The sequence below is a fragment of the Modestobacter sp. VKM Ac-2979 genome (assembly GCF_026967995.1).
In the GTDB taxonomy this organism is placed as follows: Bacteria; Actinomycetota; Actinomycetes; order Mycobacteriales; family Geodermatophilaceae; genus Modestobacter.
This window is the reverse complement of record NZ_JAPVBO010000007.1, coordinates 40,803-55,836: the sequence shown is the minus strand read 5'-3', so window position 1 is coordinate 55,836 and position 15,034 is coordinate 40,803. Positions and strand designations below refer to the sequence as shown.

The window sequence follows — 15,034 nt, the reverse complement described above, 5'->3', positions numbered from 1 at the left end:
CTGCCGTCCCTCCCCGGGGCCGCCATCTGCGCCCCGCCGGCCCGGTCTGGGATCCACACCACTGTCGAGACAGAGGAGCCCGCCATGAAGGCAGTCGTCTACCGAGGCCCCGAGAACGTCGCCGTCGAGGAGGTGCCGGACGCCACGATCCAGGCGCCCACCGACGCGCTCATCCGGATCACCACCACCAACATCTGCGGGTCCGACCTGCACATGTACGAGGGCCGCACCTCCGTGGAGGAGGGCAAGGTCCTCGGCCACGAGAACATGGGCGTCGTCGAGGCCGTCGGCGACGGCGTCGACCGGATCAAGGTCGGCGACCGGGTGTCGGTCCCCTTCAACATCGCCTGCGGCACGTGCCGCAACTGCACCGACGGCTGGACGTCGTTCTGCCTGCGCGCCAACCCCACCGAGGGGATGGACGGAGCGGCGTACGGCTACGCGAACATGGGTCCCTACGACGGCGGGCAGGCCGAGTACCTGCGGGTGCCGTGGGCGGACTTCAACCTGCTGCACCTGCCCGAGGGCACCGAGCACGAGAACGACTTCACGATGCTCTCGGACATCTTCCCGACCGGCTGGCACGGCGTGGAGCTGTCCGGCTTCCAGGTCGGCGACCGGGTGGCGGTGTTCGGCGGCGGCCCCGTGGGGCTGATGGCCGCGCACAGCGCCATGATCCGCGGCGCCTCCGAGGTCTTCGTCGTGGACAAGGAGACCGACCGGCTGGCACTGGCGGAGAAGTTCGGGGCCACCCCGATCGACTTCAGCGCCGGTGACCCGGTGGAGCAGCTGATGCAGGCCACCGGCGGGCGCGGGGTCGACCGCGGCGTGGAGGCGGTCGGCTACCAGGCGCACGACTCCGGTGGCGAGGAGCACCCGGAGCTGGTGCTGGACAACCTCGTCCAGGTGGTCCGCTCCACCGGCGGGATCGGCGTCGTCGGCGTCTACGTGCCGCAGGACCCGGGCGCGACCAGCGACCTGGCCAAGGAAGGGCGCATCCCCTGGCAGTTCGGCACCTTCTTCACCAAGGGCCAGTCGATGGGCACCGGGCAGGCGCCGGTCAAGCGCTACAACCGGCAGCTGCGGGACCTGATCATCGACGGCAAGGCCAACCCGGGCCTGATCACCAGCCACGAGCTGGGCCTGGACCAGGCCGTGGAGGGCTACCGGCGCTTCGACGACCGGGACCAGGGCTGGACCAAGGTGCTGCTGCACCCGGGCAGCTGACCTCCACCGGGACGTCCCACCCGGTGACCTGATCGAAGACCGTCCCCTGCACCGCCCCCCGGTGCAGGGGAACGGTCCTTCGTCCGTCCGGGACCTCCCGGGGCCCGGTGAGGTCAGCTGCAGGCGGGGACCGCGGCCGGCAGCGGCGCCGGGACGCCGATCCCGGGCATGCCGAGCGTGACGCCGGGCGTGGTCGGGCGGGTGCCGGCCTCGCTCGCGTCGCCGGCCCGGGTGCGCCGGTGGGAGACCAGCGCACCGTCGGCGACCAGGAAGTGCGGCTTCGCGGCGGTCACGACCGTCTCCACGACGTCCCCGGCCCGGACGCCGTCGGCGGCGGTGAAGTGGACCAGCCGGCCGTCACGGGCCCGGCCGGAGAGCCGGCCGCGGGCGGCGTCCTTGCTCCCCTCGCCTGCGGCGACGAGCAGCTCGACCGGCCGGCCGACGAGCGCCCGGTTCTCCGCCCAGCTGATCTCCTCCTGCAGGGCGGTCAGTCGCAGGTAGCGCTCCTGGACGACCTCCTTGGGCAGCTGCCCGTCCATCTCCGCGGCCGGGGTGCCCGGCCGCTTGGAGTACTGGAAGGTGAAGGCGCTGGAGAAGCGGGCCTGCCGGACGACGTCGAGGGTCTGGGAGAAGTCCGCCTCGGTCTCACCCGGGAACCCGACGATGATGTCCGTGGTGATCGCGGCGTCGGGCATGGCAGCCCGCACCCGGTCGATGATCCCGAGGTAGCGGTCCTGCCGGTAGCCGCGGCGCATCCGGCGCAGCACGTCGTCCGACCCGCTCTGCAGCGGCATGTGCAGCTGGTGGCAGACCACCGGCGTCTCGGCCATCGCCGCGATGACGTCGTCGGTGAACTCCCGCGGGTGCGGACTGGTGAAACGGACCCGCTCGAGGCCCTCGATCCGCCCCGTCGCGCGCAGCAGGTCGGCGAAGGCGCCGCGCTCGCGGAACTCGACGCCGTAGGCGTTCACGTTCTGCCCGAGCAGGGTCACCTCGAGCACGCCCTGGTCGACCAGCGCCTGCACCTCGGCCAGGATCTCGCCCGGACGGCGGTCCTTCTCCTTGCCGCGCAGCGCCGGGACGATGCAGAACGTGCAGGTGTTGTTGCACCCCACGCTGATCGACACCCAGCCGGAGTACGCGGAGTCCCGCTTGGCCGGCAGCGTGGAGGGGAAGACCTCCAGCGACTCGACGATCTCCACCTGGGCCTCGGCGTTGTGCCGGGCCCGCTCCAGCAGCACCGGCAGCGAGCCGACGTTGTGGGTGCCGAAGACGACGTCGACCCAGGGCGCGCGCTTGACGATCTCGCCGCGGTCCTTCTGCGCCAGGCAGCCACCGACGGCGATCTGCATGCCGGGGTGGGCGTCCTTGACCGGGCGCAGGTGCCCGAGGTTGCCGTAGAGCCGGTTGTCGGCGTTCTCCCGGACCGCGCAGGTGTTGAGCACGACGACGTCGGCGTCGGTGCCGTCGGGGGCCGCCGAGTACCCGGCCGACTCGAGCAGGCCGGAGAGGCGCTCGGAGTCGTGCACGTTCATCTGGCAGCCGTAGGTGCGCACGAGGTAGGTCTTGCCGTTCACCACCGGGATCGTACGGGGGTGCGAGGGGTACCCGGTGCACGTCGACGACTCCGGTTGGTGACCGGCAGGACCACGACCGGGTGAACTCCGGGCTCCTCCGGAGCTTCGTTACAGCTTCGTGATGCCTTCGCGACGTTCCTGGGGTGCAAGCCACCTAGGGTCACCCGCTGTGACCGAACGCCCGACCGGAGACCCTCTCGTCCGCATGTCCGGCGTCGACAAGTGGTTCGGCGAACTGCACGTCCTGCAGGACATCGACCTGACGGTCGACCGCGGCGAGGTGGTCGTCGTCATCGGACCGTCGGGTTCGGGCAAGTCGACGCTGTGCCGCACGATCAACCGCCTCGAGTCCATCGAGAACGGTGAGATCACCATCGACGGCGAGCGCCTGCCCGAGGAGGGCAAGGAGCTGGCCCGGCTGCGCGCCGACGTCGGCATGGTGTTCCAGAGCTTCAACCTCTTCGCGCACAAGTCGGTGCTGGAGAACGTGACGCTGGGGCCGATCAAGGTCCGCAAGCAGTCCAAGGCCGACGCCGAGAAGCGGGCCCGCGAGCTGCTCGACCGGGTCGGCGTCGGAGCCCAGGCCGACAAGGTGCCCGCTCAGCTCTCCGGCGGCCAGCAGCAGCGCGTGGCGATCGCCCGGGCGCTGGCGATGGACCCGAAGGTGATGCTCTTCGACGAGCCGACCTCGGCCCTGGACCCGGAGATGATCAACGAGGTCCTCGAGGTGATGGTCGGGCTCGCCCAGGACGGGATGACCATGATCGTGGTCACCCACGAGATGGGCTTCGCCCGCCGGGCGGCCAACCGTGTCGTCTTCATGGACGGCGGCCGCATCGTCGAGTCCGCGACGCCGGAGGAGTTCTTCACCAACCCGAGCTCCGACCGGGCCAAGGACTTCCTCTCCAAGATCTTGAACCACTGACCACCCGCACATCCACGAGAGGACCCTCCATGCGCATCACCCGCTACGCCGCCGCCCTCGCGGCCACCGGCGTCGTCCTCGCCGGCTGCTCCAGCGACGCCGGCGAGACCACCGAAGGCGCCGCCGGCGGCAACGCCGAGGTCGCCGACGACGTCTCCTTCGACGAGGGCACGACGATGGCCGAGCTCGCGGAGTCCGGGACGATCACCGTCGGCACGAAGTTCGACCAGCCCGGGTTCGGACTGGCCGGGCCCGACGGCGTCCCTGAGGGCTTCGACGTCGAGATCGCCGAGCTGATCGCCGCCGAGCTGGGCATCGCCACCGACGACATCGAGTGGGTGGAGACGGTCTCGGCCAACCGCGAGTCGTTCATCCAGAACGAGGACGTCGACATGGTCGTGGCCACCTACACGATCAACGACTCGCGCAAGGAGCTCATCGACTTCGCCGGCCCGTACTACGAGGCCGGCCAGGACATCATGGTCGCCGCCGGCAACCCGCTCGGCATCGAGGGCCCGGACGACCTCGCCGGACAGAACGTCTGCTCGGTCGAGGGCTCGACGCCCGCGGAGGAGATCCGCACCAACTACCCCGAGGCGACGCTGACGCTGTTCGACGTGTACTCCAAGTGCGCCGACGCGCTGCGCAACGGTCAGGTCGACGCGGTCACCACCGACAACGTCATCCTCACCGGCCTGGTCGCCGGCGCGCCCGACGCGTTCGAGCTGGTGGGCAACCCGTTCACCGAGGAGCCCTACGGCATCGGCATCACCAAGGGCGACGACGAGTTCCGGAGCTTCATCAACGACACCCTCGAGGCGTCCTTCGAGGACGGCTCGTGGGCCGAGGCCTGGGACCGCACCGCCGGCGCCATCACCGGCACGGACGCTCCCGAGCCGCCCTCGGTCGACCGCTACTGACCCTGTTGACCCCGGCGAGGCGCCGGCGGCGGGTCGACCCCGCTCGCCGGCGCCTCGCCGCCGCTCGCCCTGAGAGGAGGCGTGGTGCAGTTCCTGATCGACAACTTCGACCTGTTCTGGGACGCCTTCCTCACGACGCTGAGCCTGTCCTTGCTCGCCTGCCTGGTGGCCCTGGTCCTCGGCACGGTGCTGGCCGCGATGCGGGTCAGCCCGATCGCTCCGCTGCGCGGGCTGGCCACGTTCTACGTGGAGACCTTCCGCAACACCCCGCTCACGGTGGTCTTCTTCTTCATGATCTTCGGGCTGCCGCAGATCGACTTCGTGATCGACTTCTTCACGGGCGCGGTGCTCTCGGTCGGGCTCTACACCGCTGCCTTCGTCTGCGAGGCGCTGCGCTCGGGGATCAACTCCGTCTCGCCCGGCCAGGCCGAGGCGGCCCGCGCCCTGGGCCTGACCTTCGGTCAGTCACTGCGCGAGGTGGTCCTCCCGCAGGCGTTCCGCACCGTCGTCCCGCCGTTGGGCAACGTGCTGATCGCGATGGTGAAGAACACCTCGATCGCGGCCGGCTTCTCGGTGAGCGAACTGAGCTCCCTGCTCCCACGGCTCGTGAACGCCAGCGCCGGTGACCTGACTGCCATCCTCGTCGGGGTCGTGGTGGGCTACATGCTGATCACGCTGCCGTCGGCGCTGGCCGTGCACCGCATCGAACGACGGGTGGCGATCCTCCGATGACCACACCAGTGCTCTTCGACGTCCAGGGGCCCCGCGCCCGCGCCCGCGCACGGGTCGGCACCGCGATCGGCGCAGTGCTCGTCCTCGCGATCATCGGCTTCGTCCTGCTCCGGCTGGGTGGGAACGGCCAGCTGGAGCCCGAGCGCTGGGCGATCCTGTTCGACCCCTCCAGCGGGGTCCCGCAAGCGCTGGGCCGCGCCCTGCTGCGCACCCTGCAGGTCGCGGCGGTCGCCATGGTCCTCGCCACGCTGCTGGGGCTGCTGCTGGCGGTGGGGCGGTTGTCCGACCACCGCTTCATCCGCGTCCCGGTGTCCGCGGTCATCGAGTTCTTCCGCGCGATCCCGCTGCTGGTCGTGATCTTCGCGCTGTACTTCGTCCTCCCGAAGTACGGCGTGCGGCTGAGCACGTTCACCGCACTGACCGGCGGCCTCGTCCTCTACAACATGGCCGTGCTGGCCGAGATCTTCCGGGCCGGCATCCTGTCCATCGACAGGGGCCAGCGCGAGGCCGGGTTCGGCCTCGGGCTGCGCAAGTCGCAGGTCATGACCCTGATCCTCTTGCCGCAGGCGACCCGGCGGATGCTCCCCGTGCTGGTCGCCCAGCTCGTGGTGCTGCTGAAGGACACGTCGCTGGGCTTCATCATCAGCTACCTGGAGCTGCTCCGGCAGGCGCGTGGGCTCGTCGAGTACTTCAACTCCCTCTTCGGCGACCGGTACACCTTCCAGCTCTACGTGGCGGCCGGGCTGATCTACATCCTGATCAACGTGCTCCTCTCCATGCTGGCCCGGTACACCGAGCGCCGTACCAACCGCGCCGGCCGCAAGGCGGTGACCGCTGCGCCCGCCGACCAGATGGGCGGCGGAGGCGGCGCGACCTGACCGAGGCGGCACGACGAGTGACCGCGCAGCCCGATGGTCCGCACTCGGCCCCGGCGTCCACCCTGGACGCCGGGGCCGAGTGCTGAGGGCACCCGCTGCAGCCGGTCCGCGTGTGCCCGGGACCTCGGTCCTGTGGGGCGGGCGAGACCCCGCCCGCCCCAAGCCGTCACATCCGACCCATCGCCCCCGGCTGGCTGGCCGACTGCCGGAGTCCGGGGCGCGTCTTGGCACTTTCAGCCGGTGACGGTGCCGTCGCTCACTGCCGAGAGTGGGGGTGTGACCTCGACTGCCGCCGCTCCGCGCCACATGCACCTGGACCTCGACGAGGACGACGACCTGGCCACCACCACCCAGATCTTCGTGAGCAAGCTGCGTGCCAGCGCACGCCGGTTCGCCGCCGCCTCCGGAGCGGACTCGGCGATCGTCCGAGAGGCCGTGCCACCGGCCCGGCACCGTCGCTCTCGCTGCCGGGTGGTGCTGCTGTACGCCGGTGGCCAGGAGTCCGACGTGACCTTCCTGGGGCCGTCCAGCTCGGTGGCGGGCAAGGAGGTCACCATGTCCCAGTTCGACACCGCGATCGAGCTGTGGCTGCGGGCCGGGCAGGAGCGCAGCCGGCGTTGGCTGATGCCGGACGAGGAGGCCGCCGACGGCGTGGCCATCGACATCTCCGCCTGGTTGAACCGCTGAGCGGCCGCCCGGGCCACTGATCGTCCGGCTGCCCTGCACGCGGGTCGCCGGCCGGTCCACCCCGGCCCCGGCGGGACCGAGGGTCGAAGAACGCAGATCAGCCGATGCGAGGCTCCTCGCATCGGCTGATCTGCGTTCGGGAGAGCGGGCGGGTGGACGCCCCGCCCAGCCCCTCAGGGCAGATCGTCGACCGGCACGGAGCCGGGTGGCGGTCGCAACCGGCCGATCGGCCGGGCCAGCCCCTCCCCCACCTCGCCGCCCATGTCCGCTTCCTCGCCACCGGCGGCGCGAGCGCGGGCAGCAGCACGGGCCGCCGAGCGCTCGCGTGACCACGGCACCGGTGCGGCGAGGTCCGGGTCCGGGTCACTGGACGCCTCGATGAACTCGGACCGGTCTCCCGGCCCAGCGGGCGCTGACGCCGCTGTACCGGCCGGGCCGTCGGACAGCTCGTCGTCGTCGCGGCCGTCGAGGGCCTCGCGCACCACGTAGCCGGCCAGCCCGCCGCCGTAGCCCTTGCGGGCGAGCATGCCGATCAGACGCCGCTCCGCGGTGACCCGGTCGAGCCGGCGCATCGAGGGGAGCTTCCGCTCGACCAGCCGCCGGGCGGAGTCCCACTCGTCCTGCGGGTCGACCTCCGCGACGGCAGCCGCGGCCACCTCCCCGTCGACCCCCTTGGCCCGCAGCTCGGCGCTGAGTGCCCGCCGGGCCAGCCCACGACCGGACTGCCGGGTGGAGACCCAGGCGGCTGCGAAGGCGGCGTCGTCGATGAGGCCGACCTCGGTGAACCGGTCGAGCACCGCGGCCGCGGCCTCGTCGGGCACGTCCTTCTTGGCCAGCAGGTCGGCCAGTTGCTTGCGGGTCTTCGGCGTGCCGGTCAGCGCCCGCAGACAGATCCCCCGGGCGACCGCCTCGGGGTCCTCCATCTCGGCCGGGTCACCGGACTCTTCCGGGTCAGCCGAACGGCGACTCCACTGGGGCCCCGAGCTGCGACCGCTGCGCTCCCGGCGCCCGCCCGACCCGGTCGGATCGGAGGAGTCGGGACCGCGGCGGGCACTGCCGGCCCCGGGCCGACGCCGACCGGACCGGCGACCTCTGTCACCGGCCGGTACGACGTCGTCCCCGGAGCCCTCGCCGCCCGGCCCGTCGTCGAACGGGGCGTCCGACACCGGCGGGATCAGAAGTCGGCCGGAGCGGCCGCCGGGGCCTCGACGGCGACGACCCCGATGCCGAGCTTCTCCTTGATCTTCTTCTCGATCTCGTCGGCGAGGTCGGGGTTGTCCCGCAGGAAGGTGCGGGCGTTCTCCTTGCCCTGACCGAGCTGGTCGCCCTCGTAGGTGTACCAAGCGCCGGACTTGCGGACGAAGCCCTGCTCCACACCGATGTCGATGAGCCCGCCCTCGCGGCTGAAGCCGGTGCCCCAGATCAGGTCGAGCTCGGCCTGCTTGAAGGGGGCCGCCACCTTGTTCTTGACCACCTTCACGCGGACCCGGCTGCCGACCGCGTCGGTGCCCTGCTTCAGGGTCTCGATCCGGCGGATGTCGAGACGGACCGAGGCGTAGAACTTCAGCGCACGGCCACCGGTGGTCACCTCGGGCGAGCCGTAGACGACGCCGACCTTCTCCCGCAGCTGGTTGATGAAGATGCAGGTGGTGCCGGAGTTGCTGAGCGCGCCGGTGATCTTGCGCAGCGCCTGGCTCATCAGCCGGGCCTGCAGGCCGACGTGGCTGTCGCCCATCTCGCCCTCGATCTCGGCCCGGGGCACCAGCGCCGCCACCGAGTCGACGACGATCAGGTCGAGCGCGCCGGAGCGGATCAGCATGTCGGCGATCTCCAGCGCCTGCTCACCGGTGTCGGGCTGGCTGATCAGCAGTGCGTCGGTGTCGACGCCGATCGCCCGGGCGTAGTCGGGGTCGAGGGCGTGCTCGGCATCGATGAAGGCGACGATGCCGCCCGCCGCCTGGGCGTTGGCCACCGCGTGCAGGGCGACCGTCGTCTTGCCGGACGCCTCGGGGCCGTACACCTCGACCACACGGCCACGGGGCAGGCCACCGACGCCGAGGGCGATGTCGAGGGCGATCGAGCCGGTCGGGATGACCTTCATGGCGACCTCGGGCGAGTCGCCCAGGCGCATGACGGAGCCCTTGCCGAACTGCTTGTCGATCTGGGCGAGGGCCATGTCGAGGGCCTTGTCGCGGTCGAGCGTTGCCATGGTGGCCACCTTCGGATGTCGCTGTAGCGGGTCGTCGCCGACGCTAGGGCGGGGGTCTGACACTTTCCGCGGACCGGGTGCATCTGTGGACGGACACCGGACCTGTGGACGCCACCGTAGGCCGAACACCTGTTCGAATCCAGTGACACGCCAGATCGGCGCGTCGTGCCGTCCAGCACCCTCGGCGTCCACCGGGACAGCCCGGTCAGCGCGGCGGACGGACCTCGTCGGCGAGGGCCCGGGCCGCGTGCACGGCCGGCATCCGCCCCTCGACGAAGGAGATGACCGCCAGCAGGTGGGGCACGAGGGCGACGCCGTCCTCGGTCAGCCGGTACTCCACGTGCGGGGGGATCGTCGACCGCACCTCGCGGTGCACCCAGCCGTCCCGCTCGAGGGTCTGCAGGCTCTGCGCCAGCATCCGCTCGCTCACCCCCTCGACCCGGCGGCGCAGCTCGCCGAACCGGTGCGGGGACTCGGCCAGGGCCGACAGTGCCAGCAACGACCACTTGCCGGTCACGTGCTCCAGCGCCTCGCGGGAGGTGCAGGCGCGCCGAAAGACGTCGGCCACCAGCTGCTCGACCGTCTGCTCCACCGCACCCCCAGCCACCTCGCGCACGCCGCCAGAGTACCGTCCGACGGGCTGGCACTCACTTTTCGTAAGTGCCTACCGCGCAGGAAGCACTCGGAGGAGTCCCCTTGATCACCGTCACCGGAGCCAGCGGCCACCTCGGCCGGCTCGTCGTCACCGGACTGCTCGACGCCGGGGTGCCCGCCGGCGAGGTCGTCGCCGTCGTCCGCACCCCCGGGAAGGCCAGCGACCTGGCCGCCCGTGGCGTGCAGGTCCGCCAGGCCGAGTACGGCGACCCGGCGAGCCTGCAGACCGCCCTGCAGGGCACCGACCGGCTGCTGCTGGTCTCCGGCAGCGAGGTGGGCCAGCGGGTGACCCAGCACGGCAACGTGCTGCAGGCGGCCCGGGCCGCGGGCGTCGCGCTGGTGGTCTACACCAGCGCGCCGAAGGTCGACGACACCCCGCTCCCCCTGGCCCCCGAGCACGCCGCCACCGAGCAGCTGATCGCCGAGGCCGGGCTCCCGGCGGTGGTGTTGCGCAACAACTGGTACCTGGAGAACTACGACCAGCCGATCACGACGGCCGCTGCGACCGGCGAGGTCGTCGGCAGCTCGGGGGCGGGTCGGATCGCCGCGGCGACGCGCGCCGACTTCGCAGCCGGCGCGGTCGCCGTCCTGACCGCGGCGGAGCCGGAGCCGGGCGTCGTGGAGCTGGGCGGGGACCAGCCGTTCACGCTCGCCGACCTGGCCGACGCCGTCGCCGCCGAGACGGGCCGGGAGGTCACCTACCGCGACCTGTCCGCCGAGGAGCACGTGCAGTTCCTGCTCGGGCAGGGTCTGTCGCAGGAGACCGCCGAGTTCGTCGTCGACCTCGACCAGTCGATCGCCCAGGGCGCCCTGGAGACCGGGAGCACCGCACTGTCGGCGCTCATCGGCCGGCCGACCACCTCGCTCGCCGAGCACGTCCGCTCGGTCCTCGCGGACTGAGGGCTCGTCCCGCCGGAGGCCCCACCTCCCTCCGACGGGACGGCTCAGCGTTCCTTCGGCGGGACGTCGTACTCCTTGCAGATCTCCAGCCAGACCGTGCGCACCGGCACGCCCGCCTCGATCGCCTCAGCGGCGGTGCGCCCGCCCAGCGGACCGAAGACGTGGTCGCTGGCGACGCTCTGCGCACGGATCGCACCGAACTGGCGCTCCATCCGGGACCGGAACTCCTGCAGCCGCACGCCACGACGGTACCCACCCGCCGGGAGCCCGTGCGCCGGGCACCACCGGCCCCGGGCCGTGGCCTCTACCCTCGTCGCATGGTCCCCAGCACCGGCTCCCCCACCTGGGACGTGATCCTGCAGATCGCCATCGTCGGCGCCTTGGTCGCGCTCCTGGTCCTGCTGGGCCGCGACTACCTCAACCGGCGCTGAGCCGAGGGCGGGCCCGCACCCAGACCACCAGCAGCGGGCCGATGAGCGCTGCGGACACCGCCGCCACCAGTCCGAAGCCGCCGAGCGCGAGCAACGGGCCACCCACCGCGCCGGCCACGGCTGCCCCCAGGCCCATGAGCAGGTCGGTCGCGCCCTGCGCCGACGGGCGGACCTCGGCGGACACGGACTCGGTGACCAGGGTCGACCCGGCCACCAGCCCGCAGGACCAGCCCAGCCCGAGCAGGAACAACCCGACGCCGAGCTGGAGGGCGGCCCCCGGGGGCGCCGTGCCCGCGACCACGGCGGCCAGCAGGAGCAGCACCCCACCCAGCGCGACCGTCGCCGCCCGCCCGGCTCGGTCGGCGAGCCAGCCGACCACCGGGGAGAACAGGTACATCCCGGCCACGTGCACGCTGATGACCAGGCCGATCACCCGCAGCGTCGTCCCGTCGGCCCCGGAGTGTCCGGCGCCCATGTGCACCGGGGTCATCACCATCAGCCCGACCATCACCGCGTGCGAAACGACGACGGCGGTCAGCCCGAGCCGCCCACCGGGGGTCGCCCACACCGCGCGCAGCGCCGCTGCCGAACCCGACCGCAGGGCCGGCGGCCCGGCCGGGCGGGTGGCTGCGGTGAGCTCCCGGGCCAGCAGCAGCGGGTCGGGGCGGAGCAGCGCGAGCACCCCGAGGACGACGACCGCGAACACCGCGATGGACAGCACGAACGCCCCACCCAGCGCCGGCAGCCCGAGCGCGCGTCCCAGGTCGTCGGCCGGGCCGGCGAGGTTCGGCCCGAGCACCGAGCCGATCGTGGTGGCCCACACGACCAGGGACAGCGAGCGGCCACGGTGTTCCGGCTCAGCCAGGTCGGCCGCGGCGTAGCGGGCCTGCAGCCCGCTGGTGGTGGCGGCCCCGAACAGGAAGAGGCCGACGAGCAGGAGGAGCAGGGAGGACCACGCCGCGGCCGCGACGACGACCAGGGAGCCGACGCCCGCGACCCCGTAGCCCAGGGACAGCCCGACGCGCCGGCCGTACCGGTCGCTGACCTGGGCCAGCGGGACGGCGATCAGCGCAGCACCCAGGACGCTCGCCGTCTGCCCCAGCCCGGCGGCGGCGTCGCTCCCGGCGACGTCCCGGGCGAGCAGCCCCCCGACCGTGATGCCGATCGTCACGCCGAGCCCGCCGAGGGCCACCCCCGCCGAGAGCACCCCCAGCGTGCGGCGCTGGACGACGGCCTGGTCGGGGAGGGACAGCGACGGTCGGGTCACCGGGTGAGTGTGCCCGACCGTCGCCGCTGATCGACCGGTCGACGGCCCGCCGGTGTGGGGTCACCGGCGGGCCGATCGGCTCAGCGGACGCGCACCGAGTCCGTCAGGCGCACGTCGTCCGAGGCCGAGCCGACGAGCACCGGACGAACGCCGCAGGCGCGCTCCCACCGGTCGTCCTCGGCGTCCCACACCGAGAGCTGGCGTTCGTCGACCTCGATCGTCACCCGCTGCCGCTCGCCCGGCTCCAGCGTCACCCGGTCGAAGCCGGCCAGCTGGAGCGTCGGCGTGCCGGCCGCGGTGCCGGCGCCCAGGTAGACCTGCGGCACCTCGGTGCCGGTCCGCGACCCGGTGTTGGTGAGCACGAAGGACACCTCCACGCCGTCCCGGCCGGTGCGGGTGCGCAGCCGGGAGTAGTCGAACGACGTGTACGACAGCCCGTGCCCGAAGGCGAACAACGGGTCGGTCCCGGTGGCGGCGTACCAGCGGTACCCGACGTCCGTGCCCTCGGTGTAGGTCTGCTGGTCGGGCACCCCGTCCCCGTCGAGGTCGACGCCCGGGTAGTTCGCCGGGTCGCTGACCGGCGTCCGGGCCGGGTCGGCCGGGTACGTCTGCGGGAGCTTGCCGGCCGGACCGGCCACACCGGTGAGCAGGTCGACGGTCGCCTCGGCGCCCTCCTGACCCGGGTACCACATCTGCAGCACCGCCGAGACGTCGTCCAGCCACGGCATGAGCACCGGGTCGCCGGTGTTCAGCACGACCACCGTGCGCGGGTTCGCCGCCGCCACGGCGGCGATGACCTCGTCCTGGAACCCGGGCAGCGCCAGCGACGCCCGGTCCTCCCCCTCGGTGCCCTCGTTGTAGCCGAAGACCACCGCGGTGTGCGCCGCCTCCGCCGCGGAGACGGCCTCGTCGATCCGCTGCTGACGCAGCTGCGGGGTCGTCCAGTGCAGGCGGAGCTGCACCGGCGCCTCGACCGTCCCGGTGCCGCTCACTGTGAAGGCGACCTGCTCGCCGGCCGCCAGCTCGACGGTCCAGCTGTCGTTGATGAAGCCGTCAGCGGTGGGGATGAGGCTGCCGCCCAGCGCACCGAACCGGTTCTGGGTGGAGGCCACCTGCTCCTCGCCCAGGGTCACCTCGGCGCCCGGCCCGGTGGTCTGCAGGTGGAACGTGTACGTGCCGGCCTCGGGGGCGGTGACGGTGACGTCCTCGCTGAACTCCCCGGTGAGAGCGGCCTCGCCGGTGAGTTCCAGCGGGCTGCCACTGCCCAGCACCGCGCCGGGCACCAGCTCGCCCTCCAGGTCCTCACCGGTCGCCCAGGTGACGTTGGCGCCGCCGGCCTCGAGCACCTCGACGGTGCTGTCGACCGCGCCGGCATCGGGGTTGACCCGGGCGCTGCCACCGCCGCCGATCAACGGGGTGGCCGCCGTGGGCCCGACCACCGCGAGACCGCCCAGCGCCTCGTCGGACAACGGGAGCGCGCCCTGCTCGTTGCGCAGCAGGACGGCGCCCTCCGTCGCCACCTGCCGGGCCACCGCGGCGTTCTCCTCGACCGCACGCTCGGGGTCCTCCCCCACGCCGTCGAGCAGCCCGACCTCGGCCATCGCGGTCAGCACGCCGGTGACCGCCCGGTCCAGCGCGGCCGCGACCGGCTCGGACAGGTCGCGCTCGGTCACCCGCCCGTCGCCGTCGACGTCCTGGGCCAGCTCGGGGAAGGCCATCGGCCGGGGCATCTCCACGTCCAGCCCGGCCACCAGGGCCTCGGGCCCGTGGATGGCGAACCAGTCGGTCATGACGAAGCCGTCGAAGCCCCACTGCTCGCGCAGCACGTCGGTGAGGAGCTCGGAGTTCTGGCACGCCTGGACGGACTCGACCTGGTTGTAGGCGCACATGACCGCGCCGATCCCGGCGTCGACGACCGCCTCGAAGCCGGCCAGCTCCGTCTCGTGCAGGGTCTTCTCGTCGACCAGGACGTCCAGGCCGGCGCGGCCCAGTTCCTGGTTGTTCGCCGCGAAGTGCTTGGCCGTGGCGATGACGCCGTGGTCCTGGATGCCGGAGACCTGCGGGGCCGCGAGGGAGGCGGTGAGGAGCGGGTCCTCGCTCAGCGTCTCGAAGTTCCGGCCGGCGTAGGGGGTGCGGACCAGGTTCATCATCGGGCCGAGCAGCACCTCCATGCCCAGCGCATCGGCCTCCTGACCGAGCACCCCGCCGTACGCGGCGGCCAGCTCCGGGGAGAACGTCGCCCCAAGCGCGACCGGGGCCGGCAGCGCGGTGGCCGGCTCCGCGGCGCGGACGCCCGAGGGCCCGTCGGCCATGTCGAGGGTCGGGATGCCCAGTCGCGGGACCCCGCCCAGGGCGCCGGCGGCACCGTTGCTGCCGGTGGTCCCCCCGAGCAGCCCGAACTTCTCCGGGACGGTCAGCTGGGCCACCAGGGCGGCCACCTGCCGCGCGATCCGGTCGTGGTGGCCACGATCGTGGCCGTGCCCGTTGCCGTTGCGGTGTCCGTTGCCGTCGGCGTGCCGGTCGGTGCCCGGCGAGGCGAGCGCCGGGGTGGCCCCGCCGGTGACGACCGCCGCCGCGGCGACGAGGGCGACGCCGGCACGCAAGCGTCGAGTGCGGTGCGGTCTCAT

The 15,034-nt window shown here is 72.7% G+C and carries 14 protein-coding genes; 7 read left to right on the top strand and 7 right to left on the bottom strand.

Annotation, left to right across the window (positions count from 1 at the left end; genetic code table 11):
• Positions 1-84: 84 nt before the first annotated feature.
• Complete coding sequence (locus tag O2W15_RS19860; protein WP_269180646.1) at positions 85-1,227, top strand: glutathione-independent formaldehyde dehydrogenase; 1,143 nt, start codon at positions 85-87, stop codon at positions 1,225-1,227.
• Between the two features lie 113 nt (positions 1,228-1,340).
• On the opposite strand, the gene miaB is transcribed toward O2W15_RS19860, so the two are convergent.
• Positions 1,341-2,804 carry a tRNA (N6-isopentenyl adenosine(37)-C2)-methylthiotransferase MiaB gene (gene miaB / locus O2W15_RS19855; RefSeq protein WP_269180645.1) on the bottom strand — a complete coding sequence of 488 codons (1,464 nt, stop codon included), beginning with the start codon at positions 2,802-2,804 and terminating at the stop codon, positions 1,341-1,343.
• Positions 2,805-3,009: 205 nt separating this feature from the next.
• On the opposite strand from miaB, the gene O2W15_RS19850 reads away from it, so the two are divergent.
• From O2W15_RS19850 to O2W15_RS19830, 5 genes are all read left to right on the top strand, one after another.
• The gene (locus tag O2W15_RS19850) at positions 3,010-3,729 is read left to right on the top strand and encodes an amino acid ABC transporter ATP-binding protein (RefSeq protein WP_269163563.1); all 720 of its coding nucleotides are present in this window, start codon (positions 3,010-3,012) and stop codon (positions 3,727-3,729) included.
• Between the two features lie 29 nt (positions 3,730-3,758).
• Positions 3,759-4,649, top strand: a complete 891-nt coding sequence (locus O2W15_RS19845) for a glutamate ABC transporter substrate-binding protein (RefSeq protein ID WP_269180644.1) — start codon at positions 3,759-3,761, stop codon at positions 4,647-4,649.
• Between the two features lie 84 nt (positions 4,650-4,733).
• The gene (locus tag O2W15_RS19840) at positions 4,734-5,381 is read left to right on the top strand and encodes an amino acid ABC transporter permease (RefSeq protein WP_036334129.1); all 648 of its coding nucleotides are present in this window, start codon (positions 4,734-4,736) and stop codon (positions 5,379-5,381) included.
• Positions 5,378-6,259 carry an amino acid ABC transporter permease gene (locus O2W15_RS19835; protein WP_269163561.1) on the top strand — a complete coding sequence of 294 codons (882 nt, stop codon included), beginning with the start codon at positions 5,378-5,380 and terminating at the stop codon, positions 6,257-6,259. The genes O2W15_RS19840 and O2W15_RS19835 overlap by 4 nt, the downstream gene beginning before the upstream one ends.
• A 276-nt stretch (positions 6,260-6,535) precedes the next feature.
• On the top strand, positions 6,536-6,946 hold the full coding sequence (locus tag O2W15_RS19830) for a hypothetical protein (protein ID WP_269180643.1): 411 nt from the start codon (positions 6,536-6,538) through the stop codon (positions 6,944-6,946).
• Positions 6,947-7,119: 173 nt separating this feature from the next.
• Here the strand turns inward: O2W15_RS19830 and O2W15_RS19825 are convergent, their stop codons facing one another.
• The 3 genes from O2W15_RS19825 to O2W15_RS19815 all read right to left on the bottom strand — a co-directional run bounded on the left by O2W15_RS19825 (position 7,120) and on the right by O2W15_RS19815 (position 9,771).
• Positions 7,120-7,869 (bottom strand): regulatory protein RecX, encoded by a 750-nt coding sequence (locus O2W15_RS19825; protein ID WP_269180642.1) that lies wholly within the window; start codon positions 7,867-7,869, stop codon positions 7,120-7,122.
• A gap of 251 nt (positions 7,870-8,120) precedes the next feature.
• Complete coding sequence (gene recA, locus O2W15_RS19820; RefSeq protein ID WP_269163557.1) at positions 8,121-9,155, bottom strand: recombinase RecA; 1,035 nt, start codon at positions 9,153-9,155, stop codon at positions 8,121-8,123.
• 205 nt (positions 9,156-9,360) lie between these two features.
• A complete protein-coding gene (locus tag O2W15_RS19815; protein ID WP_269163556.1) occupies positions 9,361-9,771 on the bottom strand; it encodes a winged helix-turn-helix transcriptional regulator in 411 nt (136 codons plus the stop codon).
• A gap of 80 nt (positions 9,772-9,851) precedes the next feature.
• Here O2W15_RS19815 and O2W15_RS19810 point away from each other — a divergent pair, with 80 nt between their 5' ends.
• The gene (locus tag O2W15_RS19810) at positions 9,852-10,709 is read left to right on the top strand and encodes an NAD(P)H-binding protein (protein WP_269180641.1); all 858 of its coding nucleotides are present in this window, start codon (positions 9,852-9,854) and stop codon (positions 10,707-10,709) included.
• A 44-nt stretch (positions 10,710-10,753) separates the two neighbouring features.
• Here O2W15_RS19810 and O2W15_RS19805 read toward each other — a convergent pair whose 3' ends face one another.
• The 3 genes from O2W15_RS19805 to O2W15_RS19795 form a co-directional block, all read right to left on the bottom strand.
• Positions 10,754-10,948, bottom strand: a complete 195-nt coding sequence (locus tag O2W15_RS19805; RefSeq protein ID WP_036334075.1) for a DUF3046 domain-containing protein — start codon at positions 10,946-10,948, stop codon at positions 10,754-10,756.
• A gap of 178 nt (positions 10,949-11,126) precedes the next feature.
• On the bottom strand, positions 11,127-12,407 hold the full coding sequence (locus tag O2W15_RS19800; protein WP_269180640.1) for an MFS transporter: 1,281 nt from the start codon (positions 12,405-12,407) through the stop codon (positions 11,127-11,129).
• Between the two features lie 80 nt (positions 12,408-12,487).
• Complete coding sequence (locus O2W15_RS19795) at positions 12,488-15,034, bottom strand: beta-glucosidase family protein (protein ID WP_269180639.1); 2,547 nt, start codon at positions 15,032-15,034, stop codon at positions 12,488-12,490.